Below are 22,118 nucleotides of genomic sequence, written 5' to 3' on the forward strand. Positions count from 1 at the left end.
CGTCGGGAAGTGATGCTGGCGCTTACGCGCCAGGAGGCAAAATAGAGCCAGTCTGCTGACGCAGGCCAGTCTTTGCTTCGCAAAGGCCAGTTCCGCTACCCGGGAGATGAGATCCCGTACAGGAGCACTACGGGATGACAAAGTGAGTGGATTTAGGGCAAAAAATCAGCCAGTCTGCTGACGCAGGCCAGTCAGGCTCCGCCTGGCAAAAAGAGACGCTTGTATAAGAGACGCTGAAGGCTGTACACTGGAAAACAAAGTATCGGGTTAGAAGAGCGCGTTAGGTAATACGGGTAACTAGGGGCGGGTCATCAGATCAGGGTTTTGAAGAGAAGGATGCTGAAACGAGTTCAGCATGACGCGAAGGGCACGGTATCGATTACAGGATATGGGGTCTCGTGAAGAGAACCGGCAATCAATTCAGGTTTCAATGCAACTGAGGAAGTTATCCCGACATGACTTTTTGAAGTTCCTCACTTTGTCATCCCGAACTCGTTTCGGGATCCGGGTTTGATCTTATCAGCGCACAGCGGCTCTAATGGACCCTGTCAGTCCCTATTTTCGCTCAGTGATTCAGAAGACGGATTTCTGGGCCGGAGAACGGTGGACCGTTGACTGACAAGCTTGTCTTCCCAGCGTTCAGCGGGTTCTTGTTCTTTAGCGCAGAGCGGTTCTTAGAACGAGATGCTGAAACGAGTTCAGCATGACGCGAAGGGCGGGGTGTCGATTAAAGGGTATGGGGTCTAGTGAAGAGAACCGGCAATCAATTCAGGGTTTCAATGCAACTGAGGAAGTTATCCCGACATGACTTTTTGAAACTCCCTCTCCTTGTCATCCCGAACTTGTTTCGGGATCTTGGTGTTGATCTTATCCAAGGACGGGTCCATGATCTTGGACGGGCGACGAAGGACGGTTTTTCACAGCGTTCAGCGGCTCTAATGGACCCTGTCATTCCCTATTTTCGCTCGGGTCTTCTCGTGCGCGAAGCGAACTCTCGATGCTCTTTCTCGGCTCTAACCTACAGTGCACAACCCACCACGGCTCACAATGTCTACGAAGAGATACTGGCAGAGGCGAACGATCATGGTTAACAGAAGAATGTACTTCAGTCGTCAATTATCTTTTGTGCCGCATTTCTTAAAGGCAGCAACTCTTTTTGAATCGTGTTCCAAACAAGATTCATATTAACCCCAAAGTATTCATGAATCAGTATGTCTCTCATTGCCGCAATGCTTTTCCAGGGGATTTCCGGGTAGTTGTCGGTTATTTCTTTCGGTAGTTTTTTCACTACCTCGCCAATTATTTCGAGGCTTCTGATTGTTCCCTGACAGTTTTTTTGTCATTCAGAAATTCGGAAGGGTTCTTGATTTCCTTACAGAAATCGAAAATAAGATCGATTTCAGTTATTATGTCTTTAAGATAGTCCGAGTATACGCGCTTCAAATTTCAATGGCCTCTCTTAGAATATTTTCTCCGATTAAAGGTTTTAGAGTGCTTTCGTCAACGAGATCTATCTTCATTGAAAGGAGGTTCGACAGCTCATTTCTGAGGTCTATGTAGTCAATCAGCGTTAGCTTCGTATTTTCTTCAAATCGAACAAGAAGATCTAGATCGCTTTCTTTGTTCTGCTCACCGCGAACATAAGAACCAAAAACTCTCAGCGATTCGATTTGATAGCGCGATCTGAAGTAAGGCATTTCACCTTTCAGTACGCTTAGAATCTCATCAAGGCTCTGCATCAGTTCTCACCTCACAAAAATTATATCATTGCATGTCATGGCCCAGAATGAGGAGAAATTGCAGATAAATATAAAAGGGTTTCTTTCACGAAAGAGCGGAAAGAGAGAAAAATTAGCAGCAGGTCTTGGGTTCTGGGACGAGGGTATCCCAAGAGCCACCAGAAAATTGAGACTCCATCTTCATGAAAGAGCGGTCCATCGTTGGTTAGGATCGAGGAGCGTGAGAGCGGGGAGGCTAACAGGACGTATCCTAAATCCCCTATTACGTTATATCAAGTAGTATTTTTATGACATCAAGGACTTGTGACATTACTTCTTCCGAGACTCTGCCGATTCTCTTTTCAAGCCTTTCTCTCGATATGGATCTTACGTCTTCGCTCTTGATGTAGCTTGTGAGATCAAGACCGGTTTCTTTGCCGGATATCTCAACGTGAAGAGGGATGGATTTGTTTTTTGATGTAATTGGAACTACGATCACGAGTTCCGCCGGCCCGTGATTGAACTGGTCAACAGAAATTACCAAGCATGGTCGAAAACCGGCCTGTTCTCTACCTCTGACCGGGTTCAGGTTCGCCAGCCAGATTTCGCCTCTGGAAGGTAGATTATTCATCTTTCTCCAGTCCATCAGCAAGCGCCGTTTCCCATTCTTCTCTCTCGTTCTGTTCGTCTTTCCAGAGTTCTTTCCTTTCTTTTAGTCTTGCGAAGGCCCTGTTCGCATCGTTAAGAACCATTTTCCGCCTGTAGACATCCACCGCTTTAGCAAGAATCTCTCCTATTGTTTCCCCGCTGGCCGAAGCCATGGCCTTAAGCCTGGAATGAGTTTCGGATGAAATTCGCACGATCTGTGTCTTCAAGATATCACCACCAAGTAAACATATTTGTATACTGATAATATAGCATACTTCATATCAAAACCGATCGGAAAAATGGAACGGCGAGAAGAGCCGTTTTTCGATCACCGCCCACCGTTCTCGAAAATGAGTGCAGAACGCCAATTTCGCATCACATCCTTGTCACGGTCTAGGTTAGTCAGAAAGCATCGCTTCACGTCATCCTGACAATGCTCCTGGTCAGGATCTTGACGCGGTGCGAGGTCCACCGTTGAATGGTTCTCCGTTCTCCGAAAAGAACGGTTTCAAGTTTCAAGATGCAAGTTGCAAGAAAAAGAAAGAAGACCTTTTTCTCAAGCGCTATTAAGTAAGCTCGTTATTGGCATTCGACAAGAATGCATCGTCGAGATTCTGAAACAAGTTCAGAATGACGCGATGTGAGGTTTTCGGAAACCCTGCCGAGATGCTGAAACGAGCATGACGGAAAGAGCAGGGTATCGAGTGTAGGATCCCCGGTGTCGATTAAAGGGTATGGGGTCTAGTGAAGAGAACCGGTTGTTAATTCAGGGTTTCAACGCAAATGAGAAAGTTATCCGGGCAGCGGTTCTTGGAACTCCCTCTCATTGTCATCCCGAACTTGTTTCGGGATCCGGTCTTCCATCCTATTGAAGGACGGCTCTTCCCAGCGTTCAGCGGGTTCTTGTTCTTTAGCGCAGAGCGGTTCTTAGAACATGATGCTGAAACGAGTTCAGCATGACTGGATGGGTGAGTTTCGGAATAACCGCTGGTTGTCATCGCACAGAGCTTGCCCTGAAATGCCTCTGTTCAGGGTCATCCCGACAGTGCTCTTGGTCAGGATCTCGATCCGGACCAAAAAATGCCAAGAATGAGTTTTGCTTGGCCTATACGGGCGAACTAGAGTGCACAGAACCTGAAACCAATGTCTGTTCTAATAGAGGAACCCGAAGAGAAATAGCGGGATAAACTTTCCAAACCCGATTTCGATACCATCACGTACGACGAATCCGTTTGGAGAATTTTTTACCTGACGTCTTCCCTTTTCTGACCCGCCAACTTCAAAAGTTATCTCCTTGTTTTTTTCTTTCAGGGTAAAGTCACCGCTGGATGGGACGCAAATCCCCAGATGACTAACTTGCGAAACGAAGAAGGCTTTGCGTATTGTTCCCATGTTTGCCTCAAGATTCCATTGCGAAAGCCCAAGCGCATAATAGAGATTGGTCTCGCCGAGAAAGACCTTCGATCCGCTGCGCATTCCTTTTACTCCTCTCCCACATGGAAGAACTCTTCTTAGTACTCCTGCCCTCTCCAGGGAATCCAGATAGCTGTAGAGAGTGACTTTGGTTATTCCTAACTCCTTGCAAAGCGATTCCGGGGAAATCGATGGAACAACGCTAGTGGCTACAAAGGCAATGATTTTCTTGATAATTGCTGCAGCCTCGCCTCTCAGTGAGTCTTCCTCAACAACATCCTGATAGATCGATTTATCTAAAGTGTTAAGTAGTCTCTCATAGTAAGACTCGTACGAAAGCCGGAAAGGATATGAACCAATTCTCAAATACTCACTGAACAGTTCCAGCGGTTCTAGCTTCTGAAGCTTACTGCAAAACTCCATGTGATCCTCGAGGAGCTCACTAAGTTTCAATGGTGGAAAGCTTTCGCCTTTCTCGAGATTTACGAATTCCCTAAATGAGAGATGCCTGAGCTCGTTCAATACAGCTCGCCTTGACAGATCCGCTGTACCCTTCAATACGGAGTATCTCGAACTACCAGTGAAGTAGATCTGCTTTCCCGGATGCGAGTCATGCAAGGCCTTGATGTCATTTGCCCATCCTGGCTGCCTATGAGCTTCATCTACCACTAAGGTCTTTCCGCCAAGCTTGAAGAATGTGTCTCCAATGTCATGAATTCCCTCTCTTAGGACTAATGGGTTATCTCCGGAGATGTATAAGAAACCTTTTTCTCCTTTCTCAAGGATTCTCTGCAAAAGCAAAGTCGTCTTACCACAGCCCCTCGCTCCAACGATACCCAGAAGCGGCTCATCCCAATTTATTGAGGCATACGCGTAACGCTTGAACTCAATAGGAACAGAGCTCAACAGTCTCCCCTGAATTTCAAAAAAAGGTTGAAGGTCTACCATGCCACACCTCTATACAGTCATTTATATTATACCATATTCGTTATTATAGTATACTATACTCTACTATATTACCTTTTGGAAGGATTTGTTTCAGGGTAGACGGAAGGGCGCGAGAAAGTGATGCCCTTATAAAACATTAGACGCTTTGCCTGCAGAGATCGTGCCGGGACGCAAGGCCGGTAAAGAACCTTTGAAGAAGTGATGCTGCTTCGCAGGAAGTGATGCCCGGAGAAACATCCGGGGAAGTGATGCGCCGATGATCATCGCTGGAAGTGAGGCTGCTTCGCAGGAGGCCTCTCAGGTCAACCGATTGACTAAGGGACGGATGTGAGAGGGTAGAGGATAGAGGTTTGAAGTTCAAAGTCTTCTTGCCTCTAACCAAGCGATGAAACAACGTTAGTCATCAGCCGTTCACCGATAAGAGCATAGTAAAAGAGATGAGATCCCGTTTAGGCACACAACGGGATGCCGGCATGAGTGCACTTCGGGATTACAATGTGGCCACTAGGGGATGACCCTGAACAGGAGCACTTCAGGGGAGGTTTTCCTTCTCGTCATCCTGACAATGGTCCTGGTCAGGATCTCGATTCGTTCTCGGTTGTCTCTCACATTGTCATCCCGAACTTGTTTCGGGATCCGTTTTTGATCCTCTCTGAGGACGGTGGACCGCTGACGGACAACGTAGCCTTCAGCAGCGATCAGCGGGTCTTCGTTCTTAAGCGTATAGCGGTTCTTAGAGGCGAGATCCCGTACAGGAGCACTACGGGATCACGGTCCTTCGCCTTCTCGTGAGCGGAGCAAACCCCTCGAAATGATCCTTCTCATCTTAGCTCGATCTCATAGGTGAACGGATGCTTGGTCCTGGTTGGCTGACACGCGACCTCTCTTAGAGGCGATCAGCGAAGAACTTGTTACGGAGCGTGTAACTTGGCCTTCGAAAACCTGTCTCATTCGATTTGGATCATTTTTGCGCTTCTGACGAGACAAACAAGCTTGGACAGGCGAAGATCGAGATTGTTATTCGTGTGAATTTCCTCACTTTGAAGTATTTCAATCAACCTCTCTCGAAGAGAAGGTAAGTCATTTACAATGACCGCCCACACTATGTCATAGTTGACACCTGAGTAGTCGTGAATCAGTCGGTCTCTTGTTCCAGCGATTGCTTTCCAAGGAATATCGCTGTGGGCTAGTGTGAAGTTATATGGAAGTTGTTTTGCTGCTTCTCCTGTTATCTCGATGTTTCTGATTACTGCGTCCTGTGTCTTTAAATCAGCCATGAATTCATCATATGACATATTGTCTGCATACGCTGTGATTCGTTTTATGCTTTCGACTATATCCTCAAGGATCTCAGTAGTTTCTCTCTTAGACATATCTTATCGACTGCTCGATATCCTGCCTAATTCGAGCGTTTCGTATGCTTTTTAGCCCAGAAGGAGTTAGTAAATCAACCCTCTTTCGTACGATGCGTTCAAGCCGTTCTGTCAGCTCCATGAATTCCAAACCAGGTACCTTGTCAAACTCTATGTAGATATCTACGTCGCTATCGTCGTTCTGATTCCCCTTCACATACGAACCAAAAACCCCTATCTTCGAAACAGAAAAGAGATCCCTTAGTTCGGGTAAATTTTCACGCAATGCTTGCATAAGGCTTTCTAGATCTTGCATAATATCACCTCACGGAAATTCTATCACACCCGCCGGAACAGTGGGGCAGAACTGCGAAGATCCTGCCGCGCTTGAATGCTGCCTTCGGCAGCAACTGATGCCCTAAGAAACAACCGCGGAAATGAGACCGGTATAAAACATTGGTCGCAGGGCTGCCTTTTACAAGAACCGAGGCTTGCTGGCGCAAGGAAGTGATGCTGCTTCGCATAAACCCTCTCAGGTCAACCGATTGACTAAGGGACGGATGTGAGAGGGTAGAGGATAGAGGTTTGAAGTTCAAAGTCTTCTTGCCTCTAACCAAGCGATGAAACAACGTTAGTCATCAGCCGTTCACCGATAAGAGTTACAAGACGCAATGCACTGTGGAGCATCAGTGGACGCAAGGCTGGCTTCGCCAGGTCGCAATACCCGCTTCGCGGGGAAAGACCCGCTTGGATAAGAAACGCTGAAGGCTGTACGTTGGAAACAAAGCTTCGGGTTAGAAGGGCGCGTTAGGAAATACGGGTTACTAGGAGCGGGTTATCAGAACCGGTTTTTGAAGAGCAAGATCCCGTGCAAAGGCCCTCAACAGGAGCCCCAAACAGGATCCCTGAACAAGAACATTTCAGGGCAGGCTCATTGGGGCAGGTTCTGGTGGATGACAGTGCGGAAAATTTACGGAATGATACAACATGCTTCAGGGCAGGCCGCCTTTCCTTCAGGTCATCCTGAAATGCTCCTATTCAGGATCTGGTCTGACGCGAAAAATAAGACAGACATGTGGAGAATCGTCAGTCCCTATTTTCGCTCAGTCATTCAGAAGACGGATTTATGGGCCGGAGGACGGTGGACCGCTGACGGACAACGTTGTTTTCACAGCGTACAGCGTCTCTCAAGGCCTAGATGCTGAAACAAGTTCAGATGACGATTTATTGTGATTTCAGAATCAGCAAACGCTGTCGTACCCATCATGACTTTTTGCAAGTCCCTCTCATTGTCATCTGAAATGCTCCTATTCAGGATCTGGGCTTGGGACTTACGAGGGACGGACGCGATAAATGGGACCTTAGGAGAAGTCGCAATGCGCCGAAGATCATCAGCGGAAGTAAGGCCGCTTCGCAGGAGGCAAGAATGTGCCAGTTTTCTGATGCAGGCCAGTCACGTTCGGTGGCCAGTCTTTGCTCCGCAAAGGCTTGTTCCGCTAGGCCGGGTCGAAATAGGCGCTGAGCAGTGCGCTAACACTGTTTGACGATTCTGGGATTCTTTTGTAGGGGCGAACGGCTGTTCGCCCGAAGAGGTGGCCAAAATCCGTTGGCCGTTACCGTCCTCAGAAAAGAACATCGTTGCAAGTCGAACGAAAGATCGGTTACCCGTTGTCGGTTCACCGTCCTTCGAGCTTTGGAGAACTTTCCTCACAAAGCTCTTCTGTAGAAATCTGGAAATGTATTCAACTCTCTGGTATGAAAGCTAATTTGTGGGCAGAGACTGAAAATTCAATAATCTTGACATGAAAGAATGCGAAGAGCTCAAGCAGGCAAGTCTCCTGGTGTTGCTTAACTCCACAGGAAGTGTGGTCCGAAACGCCTTGTAGCAAAGCATTTTTGCTCTTTACGCAAGAAGCGAATTGACCCTCTAATACACATCATTTTGATATATTCGTTGTGAACATGAAGTCATCCTATTGCATGGTTTGCTATTACAAAGATCGGCGAGTTCGCTCCTTTCGATTACTCTGCTGTATTTTACTCAGGCTAGGTCAAATCGTATACGTTGAGATGACGTGCCTTCTGTGACGAGAACCTTGAAGAGAGTTATACCCGGTTCCTCCAAGAGTACTTCTATAAAGAAACTTTCTTGCAGGAATGTCCATTACTATGACGTTGTTTTCCAAAGCGATTACCATAGCGATAGGATTCGATACAGGCCGTTTAAGCCTGTGGGATGCCTGCCTTAACCTCTCGTAGCGCGTCTTGAAGCATTGTGAACAAAAAAGTCTGTAACCAGCCCAGAACCTCTGTACTAGAATCCCGGGGCGCACTCGCGCAACATTTTCAAAAGAAGATCCAGAAAGACAACGCACTAAGAACTTATGAACCGCTTGCTCCTATAGACTGTTCTTAACCCTATACTAGATTGAACAGCATACAACGACGGTATCGTGTTACAGTTCTTTCTCGTATAACTGCTTTGTGTATTCAAAGACTTTGCCAAACTTCCATGTATGATCATAGAACTTCACATCCAGCTTCATCTGCATATGTCCCTCAACAAGAAGATCAAGGTTAAGTATGTTGTTTTCGAGACTACCACGCAGGGCGAAAGGAGTCTCCATCTCTGGTCGAAGAACACATGCGATTGTCACTCCAGGATAGGCCTTGAACCCAACCTCGCTTGTCAGACTCGGACATGTGTCGTATTCATAGTCAAGATCGATGCCTTCAGAATGGCTGAATATGCCAGACGCATGACCCCAACTATGAACTCCCTTCGGTATTATTTTGTACTCATATTCAACTTCTGCCCCAACATCGTAGTTAAAGCCAAGTTCCAAATTCAGTTCAGGACCAAATTCAAACTTGAGTTCAGCAAGAGTCGCAGCCACATCATAGAAGAAATATAGAGGGACGCTCACTTTTACAGGGATTCCGTAAACGCTGAACTCAACAGAAGGTTCCGCTAGCTTGTAAGAGTCATCATTTTCAAAACCTACTATTCCGTCTATACTGAGCAGAGAGGCTAGACTCATGGGGAAGGATATTCTTCCTGACGAGCTGAATTTGTCCACACTGTCATGAAACGATATTGATACGTCAACGGAGAGCTTGAAAATATTTTTGATCTTCGCGGAAATTTCTTCATCGTCAACAATTTCAACATCCCATTCTTTCCTTAACATCTCAGCACGAATACTTTGGGGATCAATTACATAGTCTGAATCAGAATACTTCGTCAATATCTCCGTTAGATCTCCTTCAATCTCAATTATGACTGTTCCCAGAGCATCTTCAAGAGCGGCCTCTACAGTGTTCAAGACGATTTGAGCCGGGTCCGAATCGTCAACAGATTCGACCATTTTCACAACTCCGTGTTTTCCATCGAGAACGAAATCTCCGGGCGAGAATTCTGGAAGATGGTCTGTCTTTTGAAACACCATTTCATCTTCCGCATCTGTATCTCCATTTGTTATTCTGTGATAGAAGGATGAGTTAACCACGTGTGACTTCGGGCTCGAAGTGCTTATTGCCAAAACCCCTTTAGGATAGCGAGAAGTTTGCGTTATTCCTGGTTGCTGAATTCTAAACACAACTCTTCGGAACTTTTGTTTAGATGATATCTCATCTTCAGGGACTGCTTCTGGGAGCTCATGAATGAACGACAGAAGATATGAGTTCGTTATCGCTGCGTTGCTGGCGTTAACTCCAGTATGATAAGATACAGCACTGAATCCGAAACCTTCCGAAGCGCTTGAAAAACTGGCTTCGCCTTCCACCATATATAAATGGACAGAATCCTCTCTTTCAATAATTCTTCCATCTTCATCATAAACAAGATACTCGTATTCGATATGCTCCTGGTTAACATCGCGGATATACAAATATCCAAACTTCTTGTTTACGATTGTGAGAATATAAAGGTCATCTCCCCTGTCTTCCCAACCGTAGCTAATATCCTGAAAAGCGATCAAGGTTCCCTTATGAAGGTGTGAATAAGAAGGATCCGAAGGATTAAACATCAAGCTACCGTTGTAGAATGCACCCTCCTGAAGCTCTTCAAATGCTATCCTCACTACTTGAGGATTGGGCTTGACACACGCTGAGAGCAAAAGTATCAGAAGAAGGAAAGAAAAAAACATATATCTGAACAGTCTGGTTTTCATGATACACCCCCCATTTATAATGAGCTATTAAAGACTATCACAATCGTAAAGTGCCCCCTTTCATTAACTAGATCTTAGTACACACTATCTACGGCTTTCTGGATAGCATGATGAATGAAAAGCTTTTTCAGTATCCAGATTATAGCACATGTGCCTCTTTTTCTTTGCCATTACGATATGCATCTGAAATGCTCCTATTCAGGATCTGGTCTGACGCGAAAAATAAGACAGACATGTGGAGAATTGTCAGTCCCTATTTTCGCTTAAAGCGTTCAGGGGCTTTCGTTCTTAAGCGTTTAGCGGCTCTCAAAACCTAGATGCTGAAACGAGTTCAGCATGACAAATTATCGCGTTTTCAGAATCAGCAAACGCTGTCATACCCATCATGATTTTTCAGAAGTCCCCCCTATTGTCATCCCGAACTTGTTTCGGGATCCGGTCTTCCATCCTATTGAAGGACGGCTCTTCCCAGCGTTCAGCGGGTTCTTCTTCCTAAGCGTACAGCGTCTCTCAAGGCCTAGATGCTGAAACGAGTTCAGCATGACGCGAAGGGCAGGGTATCGATTACAGGGTATGAGGTCTCGTGAAGAGAACCGGCAATCAATTCAGGGTTTCAATGCAACTGAGGAAGTTATCCCGACATGACTTTTTGGAAGTCCCTCTCATTGTCATCCCGAACTTGTTTCGGGATCTATTCTTTGAAGGCATCTACGATGGTGAATCCGTGAATTTGCAAAGCTAGTGAGCAAAGAACATGGTGCTGAAACGAGTTCAGATGGGATGCGGCGTTTTAAAAATAATCACACACTGTCCTCCTGACATGCTCTTGGTCAGGATCTCGTCTGACGCGAAAAATAAGACAGACATGTGGAGAATTGTCAGTCCCTATTTTCTCTTAAACGTTAAGCGGCTCCTAGGCCGCGAAGCGGAACTGGCCTTGCCGAAGGCGAGACTGGCCACGCGAAGCCTGACTGGCCACCGAAGGTGACTGGCTTTTCTCGCTTCTCGTGAGCGAAGCGAAGGTCTCGGCATTGCTTTCTCTCGAATGATCTTTTATCTGAGCGGTTCGAATTGTTTTTGAACGGTGAACTGTGAACCTTTCCATTTAATGATGATAAGATTGTTCATATCTAGGGTTTTGAGGTGATGTATGGATAGAGAGACTGTGAAGCTTACGCTTTTGGCCGAGGCGCTTGAGATGAGCTGGAATTCTTACGTAGTGTACGAACCGCTCGCCGAGCTAGACGCCTTTTTGGACAAAGATGCTGCCGTGAAGTTGGCCGAGGCTTTGAAGAGCGGGTTTATGCTTGAGGAGTCTGTTGAAAAGATTATGAATGACGGGTTCTTCAGAGGTTATTTCGCGGGGATGATGCTCCATGACGATTCTCTTTCTCTTGAAAGTAAAGAGGAGATTGCGAGGATTCTTGAGGATAATCTTCTTTCGCTTTTGAAGAGTGCAGACGAGTCGCTTCCGAGTGTTGACAAGTTTTATGGAGAGCCTGGAGACTACGATAAGAGATTCTTTCCTCTCTTCGAGGATAAGGACAAGGCGAGATCGAAGTCAAGTCTTAGGGAGAACCTCAGTCTTTTCTGGTATTACAGCAAAGACAGCTATTATATTCCTCTGATCCTTTGGGGAAATGAGCTGGCCTCTTTTCTCTCCAAGAATGCTCACAAGCAGGGGCTAAATGGTCAGGCTGCAGAGAAACGGAAGAAGATTATGGTTTCCGCTGAAGCCTCCTATGCGATGAGCGATGCAGTTCGATCGATCGTGGGTTTTCAGGTTCCCAAAGCCGAAAGCGATACTTCTTCACAGCTGCCAATGTTTTCCCTGATCATGAACAAGAATGTGAGTACGGAAGAAATCGTGGAGCTGATTAAGAGTATTACTCAGTATTCAGTTGTGAACTTGATGTATGCTCCTGTTGCCATGACTAGAAGCGATATTGCCGAAGAGAGTGAGAAGGCCAGAGAAATAGTCTTTCGAGTCTTTGATTCGCTTGAAAATTCGATTCTGGCTTTTCTTTTGAACGGTGGGGACGAGTTGACAATAAACGGCTTTCTTTACCAGATAGTTTTGCAATATGATTTTGCAAAGCTTTTCGATAGATTGACGTCTCTTCTGGAAATGCTAACGGTAGAGTTTGCAGACTCAGCGCTGTTGGCTGTTGCAAGCGCGCTTATAGAAAAGGAGGAGACGAAGGAAAACGTCGAGCGTTTCATAGAGTATATGAAGGCTTTCAAGGATTCCTTCGGGCTTGTGACAGCCGGTTTTCTGCTATCGAGAAAGTACGAACTGGAAGACAATTCCTTCTCAACTGAAATAAAGCGTGATGGCAAGCCCGATGAAACGGATTATTACTTACTTCTAGAACTGGCGAGGGGCTTTCTTGACGATCTTGAAGTGGCCTATCAGGAAATGGTGAGCGAGTATAATCATTTGGGCGATCTCGAAGACATTTTCGAAGAGCTGGAAGAGATTACGGAGCCTTGCTTCGTTTCAGCCGATGGCTCGGACGAAGAAGTAGAGTATTCGAGAGTGCCTATGTATACGCTGATAAACGCGGTGATGAGAAATAACGATCTTGATAATGCAATCGAGGCGATCGAGGCCTATTGCGACAGGTACATCTTCAATTTCGAATTCGTGAATACTCTTCTGTATATGCCCACAAAAAGCATGGATAAGGTTGTGCAGCTCCTTCTTTTCTCGGGAGAAATGGCCGTTGGTTTTATAGATGCCATTGCTGACCAAGACGACGAGGCTTACTTAATGAGTAAAGAGGAAAGTCCTTCCAACAGGGAGTATTTGGACCTCATAGAGAAGTATGTCGAGAAGCTGATCGACGACAAGAAGTACCGTGAGGCCTCAAGAGCTATACAGGCCGTCGATCCATTTGTAAATCCCGAAGATGACGATAATCTTTTCACCAGTATGATAATCCTTCGCTGGAGGACCAAGGACTTCGAGAACTTGAAAACGATGCTCGAAGCTATAAACGAGGAAGGCGATCCCAGAGCGCTCACCGTAAAGGCCCTCATGAATTACTTTAACAAAGAGGTCGACGCGGCGGAAGGAATCATCATCAATATTCTTCAAGAGTTGCCTGACTTCATTCAGTATCTTCTCGAAAATGACGAACCCAATGCAGAGGACTTTGACAAGGCCGACGATGGCGACGTCAGGTGCCAGAAGAAGATCGGCGCGAAACTCCTCGCAGAAGAGTTCAGAGAAGACTGGTTCAAGCTCAAGGGCGGCAAAGACTGGCTCAAGAAAGTCCAGAAGGTCTTTGATGAAGTGAGCTAGCTCCTAATAGACACTCAGGCGGAAGTGAGGCTGGGAAGAGCATCCCAGGAAGTGATGCGCCGAAAAGCATCGGCGGTCGCAATGCACTGTGGAGCATCAGTGGACGCAAGGCTGGCTTCGCCAGGTCGCAATGCCCGCTTCACGGGGAAAGATCTTCAGTGCCATTGTCCTTCGCAGGTCAGTCACGTTCGGTGGCCAGTCTTCGCTCCGCAAAGGCCAGTTCCGGCTACGCGGGGCGGAAATAGGCGCTGAGGCGGCGCGCTAACACTATCTGACGATTCTGGGATTCTTTTGTAGGGGCGAACGGCTGTTCGCCCAATAAGCGATTTGGGTCGCGATGCTGAAATGCCAAGTTGCGTATGAATTAATAGTTTCAGGTGAAATTGCTCATTTGCATAATAGTGCCTATCGATTCACGGTTCTAGCTTCTCTATGTATTCTAAAAATGGAGCGAAGCTCTGAGGGCATTTCGCGCGAATGTCTTCCAGTGGTGCTTTTCTTAGTATTTCGGCTGCCGTTCCTACTCCATATCGCTTCTTGGCTTTGTGGAAGAGACTCTGGATTATTTTCTTGGGTGGATTGTTGTCGTCCTGTTCTTCCACTTCTTCTGACCACGTTCTACGGATATTCATGCCAAGGTATTCTTGAAGTTGATCAATGGCTGCAAGTAAAAGGACTTCGAGATCATGTTTGAAGCAAAATACTTCGAATCTGCTTCTCAGCTCGTTTTCATGTTCGGAAAGCATGGCGGCGAATGAGTACATGATACCATCGCGCAACTGCGAGTAATTCACGTGAGGAACTCCAACGTTGTAGGGATACAGGTCGGGCAAAAGGACGACCGCGCTTTCTCTGTTATTTCTTATGATTTGGTAGGCCTTTCTGGGATACTTGACCAACAGAGCTTTTTTGTTGTTCGACATGTTGCCCGACTGACCAACACTTGCAAATTCTATGGCGATGCCCTCTGAGTTCTTTTTATCAATTAAGGGTTTCAGAAGTGTCGTCAGGGCTAGTCTGTCTGACTCTCCTTCGACATAGACTATCAGTTGGTTCATTTTCCTATCATCTCGAACTCCCCGGATCGGTGCATTATCTCCAATTCCTGATCTCCGAACTCTTTGAGATTGTCGATAAGGGCTTGTGAAGTTGACGGCTTCAATGACTTTATGTCACCTTCTTCCTTCTTCAACACAAGGATATTCTCAATATCGAACATGGAAAGAAAGTATGATGAATGAGTAGTGAGCAGAACCTGCGTCTTGTCACTCAATTCTTTGAATAGCTCAGCCAAAACCGGATACACTCGAGGATGAATTCCTTGATCAGGTTCATCAACAAAAACAAGGGTTGGCGGGAATGGGTGAAGACATATGAGGGTCCAACATAGTATCCTCAGTGTTCCATCCGAAAGATCGGCCAATGTCAGTTCTTCTCCAACAGAGTCCTCTGACCAGAAGGCCATAACTTGTCCCGGTCCTCCTCTAGCCTTAACAGTGATGTTTCTGAAACTTGGCAGCATCAGCCCAAGATAGAACTTCAGTCTTTCAAAGATTTCAGGATACTCCGTCTGCAAATAGAGAAGCACTGCACTCAAGTTGCCGGCGTCTTCATGAAGTATTGGTTCCTGTTCTGTAATCGATGGGCGCCTTAGTAGTTCGTTGCTCATTCTGAAAGAGTTGTAGAACCTCCATCTTTGGATATACTCACGTAGATTATATAGCATAAAGAGTCCAGGATTGTTCATAGTGCTTATCGCCAGCTGATTTGCCTTCAAAAGCTTAATGCTCTGTTCTTTCAACTTTTTGAGTTTCGGTTCGTAGATTATTCCTTCACCATTCCTCAACTCCATGTATAGGAAAGGCTTATCGTATTTTGTGGATAGAGGCCGGGAAGTTTCAACCCTTTCGTGGTCAACTCGTATTGAACCCATAGGGCCAAGTATGCTGCCGGAATAAATCACATCGGCACTTAAACCTGCATCGATAGTTGCATCCCATTCAATGCGGTCTTCACCCGGAACGTGAAAGATCCTCATTCCCGAAGATCCCTCAATGATTTCTGTGGGAATCTCTTGGTATGCACTATTTCGCAGAAAGCGCAATAATTCCATTAGACTTGATTTTCCGGACGCATTTGCGCCGATCAATACCTCCAGACTGGAAAGTCCCACTCGGAAATCTTTAAATGGTCTATATCCAGCGATTCTTATATCTTTCAGTTTGAACTTGTCGAAGTTAATTTGCGCCATATGCATCACCACACTATGAGTTGCCTTTCATCAAGATTATACATAAAACCATAGGGATTAGGGCCACCGAAGAGCATTGGCAAATAGCTTAAGAAGTGAGGCCTTATAAAACACTGGACGCAATGCGCCGGAAAGCATCGGCGATGAATTAAGAAGTGGTGCTGGGAATAACATCCCAGGAAGTGATGCCCGGAGGAACATCCGGGGAAGTGATGCGCCGAAAAACATCGCCGGAAGTGAGGCTGCTTCGCAGGAGGCCTCTCAGGTCAACCGATTGACTAAGGGACGGATGTGAGAGGGTAGAGGATAGAGGTTTGAAGTTCAAAGTCTTCTTGCCTCTAACCAAGCGATGAAACAACGTTAGTCATCAGCCGTCCACCGATAAGAGCATAGTAAAAGAGATGAGATCCCGTTTGAAATACTACGCGATCACCATTTTTTCTTGCTTTGTGTCGTATTCCTTCTTCACGTCATTCTGACATGCTCCTGGTCAGAATCCCTGTCTATCGCGAAAAATGGGACATGAGAAGAATTGTCAGTCCCTATTTTCTCTCTCATCTTCTCGTGAGCGAAGCGAACGTCTCCGATGTGCTCTTTCTCGGTTTTCACAGCGTTCAGCGGTTCTTAGGAGCAAGATGCTGAAACGAGTTCAGATGACTGAATGCGGCGTTTTCGGAATACCGAACGCTATCATTCCCGCCATTACTTTTTGGAAGTCCCTCTCATTGTCATCCCGAATTTAGTTCGGGATCCGGTCTTCGATCCTATGAAGGATGGCTCTTCCCAGCGATCAGCGGGTTCTTGTTCTTTAGCGCAGAGCGGTTCTTAGAACATGATGCTGAAATGAGCATGACGGAAAGAGCAGGGTATCGAGTGTAGGGTCTGGGGTGTCGAGAAGAGAAGAACTCACCGTCTAGGCATTTTCACGTAATAATGCTGAGTCAGTTATCCAGCTAGTGCCTTCAGGAGGTCCCACACATTGTCATCCCGAACTTGTTTCAGGACCTTTGTTTTGATTCTCTCTAAGCACGGTACCCCCCTGACGGACAACGTAGCCTTCACAGCGTTCAGCGGGCCTTCGAACTTTAGCGTACAGCGGCTCTCAAAACCTAGATGCTGAAACGAGTTCAGCATTACGTCATGCGAGGTTTTTCGGAATAACCAACACCCTCAAGCCGTCATCATTTTTCACAAGTCTCCCCTATTGTCATCCCGAACTTGTTTCAGGACCTTTGTTTTGATTCTCTCTAAGCACGGTACCCCGCTGACGGACAACGTAGCCTTCACAGCGTTCAGCGGGTTTTCGTTCTCAAGCGTACAGCGGTTCTTTAGGCGCCGCATGCGGACTCCGTAATTCGATTCTTTATAGTATTATCGTCAGAGTTACTTGAGCTGGATAGTTCATACGATCGACTCGTGATGTTTATTACGGATTGGTTTGCGTAAGTTGTATACTATGGCAAATACAATCTTGGGGGTGAGATTTATGAAGAGGAAGATTGCCTTATCTATAAGCTTAATTGTTTTGGTTGTTGTTTTTATGGTTTCAGGGTGTGTAAAGACCATAGATATAACGGGTTCGACACCCACTGATTGGTCTTTGCAAGCTGTGGATGGTCAGGCGAGGGTGATCATCGGTTTCTCCGGTCTGCCCGACAAGGCTCTTATCAAGGCGTTCGGTGGCGAGGTCTATGCGGAATTCGGCTTTATCAAGGCTTTGTCCGCGAAGATCCCCGTTGAGGCGATCGACGGTCTGCTCAGAAATCCTCATGTAGTCTATGTCGAACCAAACATACAACTTCATGCCCTTGAAGAGCAGTATCTGTGGGGTATGGATAGGATCTTTGGAGACGAGTCCTTCGTGTTTCCAACCTGGGGCACATCAACTGGAGACGGGGTTAAAGTTGCAATTCTGGACACTGGAATCGATGGAAATCATCCCGATCTCGATGGCAAGATTGTAGGAGGAAACGATTTCACAGGAACTGGTTCATATATTGATGACAACGGACACGGAACTCATGTTTCGGGAACCGTTGCTGCGATCTACTCCAATAATATCGGAGTATACGGTGTTGCCCCTTCTGCTTCTCTTTATGCTGTCAAGTTCCTCGACTCAGCAGGAAGCGGTTATCTTGATTGGATTATCGCTGGCATCGAGTGGGCCGTAGCCAACGAAATCGATGTAATCAACATGAGCCTTGGTACTACGAGCGATATGCAATCTCTCGAGGATGCGTGCAATGCGGCGTACGAGGCAGGCATACTTATAGTTGCTGCAGCAGGGAACAGCGGTAACAAACCTGGAAATAGGGACACCGTTGAGTATCCCGGAGGATACGCCTCAGTTATTGCTGTTGCGGCTTCGGATTCGAACGATGCAAGAGCTTCTTTCTCTAGCACAGGGCCGGACGTGGAACTGATTGCCCCAGGCGTGAGCATATTTAGCAGTATTCCCGGAGGCGGTTATGCTTATTACAGCGGAACTTCAATGGCTTCACCACATGTTGCTGGAGTGGCTGCGCTTGTTCTTTCTGCAGACACTTCATTGACTAACGTAGAGGTTAGGTCAATCCTCCAACAGACGGCAGAAAATCTGGGGCTGAAACAGGAGCATCAGGGATATGGGTTGGTGAGAGCAGATCTAGCAGTTCAAGCGGCCTCAGGAACTATTCCACCCGATCCGAATCCCGAACCCGGAACAATAACAGTCTCTAGTATAAGTTATTCATTGAGCAGAAATGCGAAGCATATGTATGTTTCAGTTCAACTCGACCCGGTTGTCCCCGGAGCAAGTGTTTCGATAGAGGTTTATCTTAATAGCGGTAGCTCCCCGTACTTTGCCGGAACGATCACTACAGATACTTCCGGACTCGCCAAGTTCACCGTTGTCAATGCACCGTCTGGAACGTATTCGACTGTGGTCACGGATGTCACAGCAGCTGGGTACACTTGGGATATGAAGTTCCCAGAAAACACTTTTGAGAAGAAATAGGAACCAGTGAGGAGAAACATTCGAGCAAGGTAATGAGCTGAATTGAATGGAAAACTTTGGATTACGGTTATTAAATTATGTCTTTTGGCTGCCATCAGTTCCCAACGAGTCATTCATGCTTTTCCTAAGTAGTAAAGCCGAGATGAGTTTGCCATAGGATATCCATCGCAGGAACTCTAAGTGTAGCGTATTTTCTCATGTTACTTTATTCTCTTTCTGAATAATCCAAGCGAAGACCAAGTGTGCATTGGGTGCAGCAGTCTCAGGAATCATTGCTTGAAACTCACCGTTGAGCTTCTATTCACACGAACTTAACTCCAGAATTATGACGCTACTGACCACAGTAACGACTTGCACTGTTGAATAACTGGAAGGCAGAATAATCTGAGTAATCATAGGAATCTTAGATACTCATTAGCTTATTAGCAGCAATACATGACTATACTCACACTCTGATTTGAGCTAAGAATTTCGAAAAACGCAATTCAGGAATTCTTTTTGGTTTTCTCATCAAGAAAATTGAAATAGAACTGCTACTTTATGAGATCGATGATTGTATACTAATAGTGAAATCGTTGTACTTATTGTTTCAGTACTATACCAATGTTTCTTATAGCCGTATTCGGTTTTTGATTAATATGACTAAGTGCTAGGGGGGTTTACCTTGAAGGCATTAATCACCGGAATCACCGGCCAAGACGGTTCTTATCTTGCAGAGCTTTTACTAGATAAGGGTTATGAAGTCCATGGAATCATCAGAAGATCTAGCAGCTTCAACACGAAGAGGATTGATCATCTCTACAAGGACAGACACGAAAGAGATGTGAATCTCTTTCTTCATTATGGAGACCTGACGGATTCAACAAATCTGATCAGGCTTATTCAAGAAATACAACCAGACGAGATTTACAATCTTGCTGCCCAGAGTCATGTGAAAGTGTCTTTTGAGACGGCAGAATATACTGCCAATTCGGACGGACTGGGTACACTCCGGTTACTTGAAGCGATACATTTTCTTGGACTCGAGAAGAAGACGAAGTTCTATCAGGCATCCACAAGTGAGCTCTACGGGAAAGTGCAAGAAATTCCTCAGAAAGAAACGACTCCATTCTATCCTAGAAGTCCATACGCAGCTGCTAAACTATACGCTTACTGGATAACAGTCAACTACAGAGAAGCCTATGGAATCTTTGGGAGCAACGGCATCCTCTTCAATCATGAATCGCCAAGGCGGGGAGAGACATTTGTCACCAGAAAGATCACAAGGGCAGCTTCAAGAATATCACTTGGTCTTCAAGACAAGCTATATCTTGGAAACATGGACGCGAAGAGAGACTGGGGGTATGCTCCGGATTATGTGGAGGCAATGTGGCTGATGCTCCAGCAGGAAGAACCGGATGACTTTGTTATAGCCACTGGAGAAACCCATACTGTAGGAGAATTCGTAGAACTGTCTTTCAAAGAAGCGGGAATAGATATTCAGTGGAGAGGAAAGGGCGTTGAAGAGAAAGGAATAGATTCAACAACAGGGAAGACCGTCGTCGAAATTGACCCTGATTACTTTAGACCGACAGAAGTAGAGTTGCTCCTTGGAGATCCTACAAAGGCAAAAGAGAAACTCGGCTGGCAACCCGAAGTCAAATTCAAAGGACTCGTTGAGATAATGATGAAAGCCGATCTCGAAGCCGCAAAGTATGAGAAGTATAAGAAGCAGTATAACAACGGTGATTAGTGGACAGTGATTGGTGATTAGAGAGGAGCAAAACTAAACTCTGGGAACAAGGGTAAGACAAACATGTGAGATAGTACGGGGGTAATAAAGAGAAATGGTGTTGGGTTATCGTGATTTAAGAGTTTGGCAAGAAAGTATGGATTTCGTTACCGATGTGTATAAAGCAACTGAAACATTCCCGAAGAACGAAGTATTTGGACTATCTTCGCAGCTTAGAAGGGCCGTCGTTTCAATACCCTCGAACATAGCTGAGGGTTCTGCAAGAAAAGGCCGGAGAGAATTGATAAACTTCTTGCATATTGCAAAAGGATCTCTGGCAGAATCAACTACACAGCTAGAAATTGCGAAGAGACTGGGCTTTCTCTCCGAAGAGAGTTTTGAGAAGTTGATCGAAAAAGGGGAAACGATTGCAAAGATGATAAACTCGTTAATAAGAAGTCTGAACCGAAAGGAGGAGTAACATTGTCAGACAATGAGAAAGAAACCAATATCCAATCACCAACCACCAAACACCAGTCACAATCCACAGGCCTCACAACTGCTTCCAAGATCTACGTCGCCGGTCACAATGGGCTTGTTGGTTCGGCCATTATGAGGAAATTAGAATCTGAGGGTTACACGAACATAGTCACCAGAACCTTCGAAGAGCTTGATCTGACTGATCAAAAGGCGACACGGGAGTTCTTCGAGAAGGAGAGGCCGGAATATGTATTTCTCGCCGCGGCAAAGGTTGGAGGAATACAGGCAAACAGCGTATATCCTGCTGACTTCATATACATAAACCTCATGATCGAATGCAATGTCATAAAGGCGTCTCATGAATTCGGAGTGAAGAAGCTTCTCTTCCTCGGAAGCTCTTGTATATATCCTAAGTTGGCGCCTCAGCCGATAAAGGAAGAGTATCTTCTTTCCGGATATCTCGAAGAAACAAATGAACCTTATGCACTTGCAAAGATCTCCGGCATGAAGATGTGCCAGTACTTCAATAAGCAATACGGGACTAATTTCATAAGCGTTATGCCTACGAATCTGTATGGACCGAATGATAACTTCGATCTGAACACAAGCCATGTATTACCTGCTCTAATTAGAAAGTTCCACGAAGCAAAGGTAAACAATGCTCCTTATGTTGAAATATGGGGAACGGGTACCCCCAGGAGAGAATTTTTATATGTTGATGATCTCGCAGATGCCTGTCTCTTTCTTATGAAGAACTACTCGGGAAATGACTTCTTCAACGTAGGAACTGGAGAAGACGTAACAATAAGAGAACTTGCAGAGCTCATTGGAGAAGTTGTAGGATACAAGGGCGAACTGAAGTTTGATACTTCCAAGCCAGATGGAACACCCAGGAAGCTCCTTGATGTGACCAGGATTCACGAAGCGGGTTGGAGACACAGGATAGGATTGAAGAAGGGCTTAGAGAAGACTTATGAGTGGTTTAGCAAAACTTATCTTTAATTGGCTAGGGAAGGTCGAATTGCTTTTCAAGCGTCAGTTCCTACCAATGATATTAACACCTTGTGCTACTCTTTTTTCAAACCTTCATTGATTCCGTTCCTAGAATTCACTAGGAAAAGTA

16 protein-coding genes are annotated in these 22,118 nt (G+C 45.8%); 6 read left to right on the top strand and 10 right to left on the bottom strand.

Features of this window, described 5'->3' with window-relative positions; genetic code table 11:
• Window positions 1–1,105: 1,105 nt before the first annotated feature.
• The 5 genes from V513_RS02725 to V513_RS02745 form a co-directional block, all read right to left on the bottom strand.
• The gene (locus tag V513_RS02725) at window positions 1,106–1,288 is read right to left on the bottom strand and encodes a HepT-like ribonuclease domain-containing protein (RefSeq protein ID WP_218962688.1); all 183 of its coding nucleotides are present in this window, start codon (window positions 1,286–1,288) and stop codon (window positions 1,106–1,108) included.
• 151 nt (window positions 1,289–1,439) lie between these two features.
• Entirely contained in the window at window positions 1,440–1,739 is a 300-nt protein-coding gene (locus tag V513_RS02730; protein WP_099771599.1) for a nucleotidyltransferase family protein, read from the bottom strand.
• 262 nt (window positions 1,740–2,001) lie between these two features.
• Window positions 2,002–2,364: a type II toxin-antitoxin system PemK/MazF family toxin gene (locus tag V513_RS02735; protein WP_257211904.1), complete on the bottom strand. Its 363-nt coding sequence runs from the start codon at window positions 2,362–2,364 to the stop codon at window positions 2,002–2,004.
• A complete protein-coding gene (locus V513_RS02740) occupies window positions 2,342–2,593 on the bottom strand; it encodes a hypothetical protein (RefSeq protein WP_099771601.1) in 252 nt (83 codons plus the stop codon). The genes V513_RS02735 and V513_RS02740 overlap by 23 nt, the downstream gene beginning before the upstream one ends.
• Window positions 2,594–3,518: 925 nt before the next feature.
• A complete protein-coding gene (locus V513_RS02745) occupies window positions 3,519–4,727 on the bottom strand; it encodes an ATP-binding protein (protein WP_099771602.1) in 1,209 nt (402 codons plus the stop codon).
• A gap of 477 nt (window positions 4,728–5,204) precedes the next feature.
• On the opposite strand from V513_RS02745, the gene V513_RS14095 reads away from it, so the two are divergent.
• Window positions 5,205–5,519: a hypothetical protein gene (locus V513_RS14095; protein WP_099771603.1), complete on the top strand. Its 315-nt coding sequence runs from the start codon at window positions 5,205–5,207 to the stop codon at window positions 5,517–5,519.
• A gap of 155 nt (window positions 5,520–5,674) precedes the next feature.
• Here V513_RS14095 and V513_RS02755 read toward each other — a convergent pair whose 3' ends face one another.
• From V513_RS02755 to V513_RS02765, 3 genes are all read right to left on the bottom strand, one after another.
• Window positions 5,675–6,100: a HepT-like ribonuclease domain-containing protein gene (locus V513_RS02755; RefSeq protein ID WP_257211905.1), complete on the bottom strand. Its 426-nt coding sequence runs from the start codon at window positions 6,098–6,100 to the stop codon at window positions 5,675–5,677.
• Window positions 6,093–6,395 carry a nucleotidyltransferase family protein gene (locus V513_RS02760; protein WP_099771604.1) on the bottom strand — a complete coding sequence of 101 codons (303 nt, stop codon included), beginning with the start codon at window positions 6,393–6,395 and terminating at the stop codon, window positions 6,093–6,095. The genes V513_RS02755 and V513_RS02760 overlap by 8 nt, the downstream gene beginning before the upstream one ends.
• Before the next feature lie 2,140 nt (window positions 6,396–8,535).
• A complete protein-coding gene (locus V513_RS02765) occupies window positions 8,536–10,251 on the bottom strand; it encodes a hypothetical protein (protein WP_099771605.1) in 1,716 nt (571 codons plus the stop codon).
• A gap of 1,150 nt (window positions 10,252–11,401) precedes the next feature.
• Here V513_RS02765 and V513_RS02770 point away from each other — a divergent pair.
• Entirely contained in the window at window positions 11,402–13,558 is a 2,157-nt protein-coding gene (locus V513_RS02770; RefSeq protein ID WP_099771606.1) for a hypothetical protein, read from the top strand.
• A 413-nt stretch (window positions 13,559–13,971) separates the two neighbouring features.
• Here V513_RS02770 and V513_RS02775 read toward each other — a convergent pair whose 3' ends face one another.
• Both V513_RS02775 and V513_RS02780 read right to left on the bottom strand, forming a co-directional pair.
• Window positions 13,972–14,616, bottom strand: coding sequence for a DUF4276 family protein (locus V513_RS02775; RefSeq protein WP_099771607.1), 645 nt, complete (start codon window positions 14,614–14,616; stop codon window positions 13,972–13,974).
• Window positions 14,613–15,809: an AAA family ATPase gene (locus tag V513_RS02780; protein WP_180274814.1), complete on the bottom strand. Its 1,197-nt coding sequence runs from the start codon at window positions 15,807–15,809 to the stop codon at window positions 14,613–14,615. Before V513_RS02780 ends, V513_RS02775 begins: the two co-directional genes overlap by 4 nt.
• A 1,486-nt stretch (window positions 15,810–17,295) precedes the next feature.
• Here V513_RS02780 and V513_RS02795 point away from each other — a divergent pair.
• The 4 genes from V513_RS02795 to fcl all read left to right on the top strand — a co-directional run bounded on the left by V513_RS02795 (window position 17,296) and on the right by fcl (window position 21,997).
• Window positions 17,296–18,804: a S8 family peptidase gene (locus V513_RS02795; RefSeq protein ID WP_099771610.1), complete on the top strand. Its 1,509-nt coding sequence runs from the start codon at window positions 17,296–17,298 to the stop codon at window positions 18,802–18,804.
• A gap of 664 nt (window positions 18,805–19,468) precedes the next feature.
• Window positions 19,469–20,536: a GDP-mannose 4,6-dehydratase gene (gene gmd, locus V513_RS02800; RefSeq protein ID WP_099771611.1), complete on the top strand. Its 1,068-nt coding sequence runs from the start codon at window positions 19,469–19,471 to the stop codon at window positions 20,534–20,536.
• 94 nt (window positions 20,537–20,630) lie between these two features.
• Window positions 20,631–20,996, top strand: a complete 366-nt coding sequence (locus V513_RS02805) for a four helix bundle protein (protein ID WP_180274815.1) — start codon at window positions 20,631–20,633, stop codon at window positions 20,994–20,996.
• Between the two features lie 29 nt (window positions 20,997–21,025).
• Entirely contained in the window at window positions 21,026–21,997 is a 972-nt protein-coding gene (gene fcl, locus V513_RS02810; protein WP_099771642.1) for a GDP-L-fucose synthase, read from the top strand.
• Window positions 21,998–22,118: the final 121 nt, after the last annotated feature.

Source organism: Mesotoga sp. H07.pep.5.3 (assembly GCF_002752615.1).
Taxonomy (GTDB): Bacteria; Thermotogota; Thermotogae; order Petrotogales; family Kosmotogaceae; genus Mesotoga; species Mesotoga prima.

What these genes read in the sequence shown, in the direction of transcription:
- V513_RS02730 (WP_099771599.1), bottom strand. Translation starts at nt 1,739, where the DNA reads ATGCAGAGCCTTGATGAGATTCTAAGCGTACTGAAAGGTGAAATGCCT.
- V513_RS02735 (WP_257211904.1), bottom strand. Translation starts at nt 2,364, where the DNA reads ATGGACTGGAGAAAGATGAATAATCTACCTTCCAGAGGCGAAATCTGG.
- V513_RS02745 (WP_099771602.1), bottom strand. Translation starts at nt 4,727, where the DNA reads ATGGTAGACCTTCAACCTTTTTTTGAAATTCAGGGGAGACTGTTGAGC.
- V513_RS02755 (WP_257211905.1), bottom strand. Translation starts at nt 6,100, where the DNA reads ATGTCTAAGAGAGAAACTACTGAGATCCTTGAGGATATAGTCGAAAGC.
- V513_RS02760 (WP_099771604.1), bottom strand. Translation starts at nt 6,395, where the DNA reads ATGCAAGATCTAGAAAGCCTTATGCAAGCATTGCGTGAAAATTTACCC.
- V513_RS02765 (WP_099771605.1), bottom strand. Translation starts at nt 10,251, where the DNA reads ATGAAAACCAGACTGTTCAGATATATGTTTTTTTCTTTCCTTCTTCTG.
- V513_RS02770 (WP_099771606.1), top strand. Translation starts at nt 11,402, where the DNA reads ATGGATAGAGAGACTGTGAAGCTTACGCTTTTGGCCGAGGCGCTTGAG.
- V513_RS02775 (WP_099771607.1), bottom strand. Translation starts at nt 14,616, where the DNA reads ATGAACCAACTGATAGTCTATGTCGAAGGAGAGTCAGACAGACTAGCC.
- V513_RS02780 (WP_180274814.1), bottom strand. Translation starts at nt 15,809, where the DNA reads ATGGCGCAAATTAACTTCGACAAGTTCAAACTGAAAGATATAAGAATC.
- V513_RS02795 (WP_099771610.1), top strand. Translation starts at nt 17,296, where the DNA reads ATGAAGAGGAAGATTGCCTTATCTATAAGCTTAATTGTTTTGGTTGTT.
- V513_RS02805 (WP_180274815.1), top strand. Translation starts at nt 20,631, where the DNA reads ATGGTGTTGGGTTATCGTGATTTAAGAGTTTGGCAAGAAAGTATGGAT.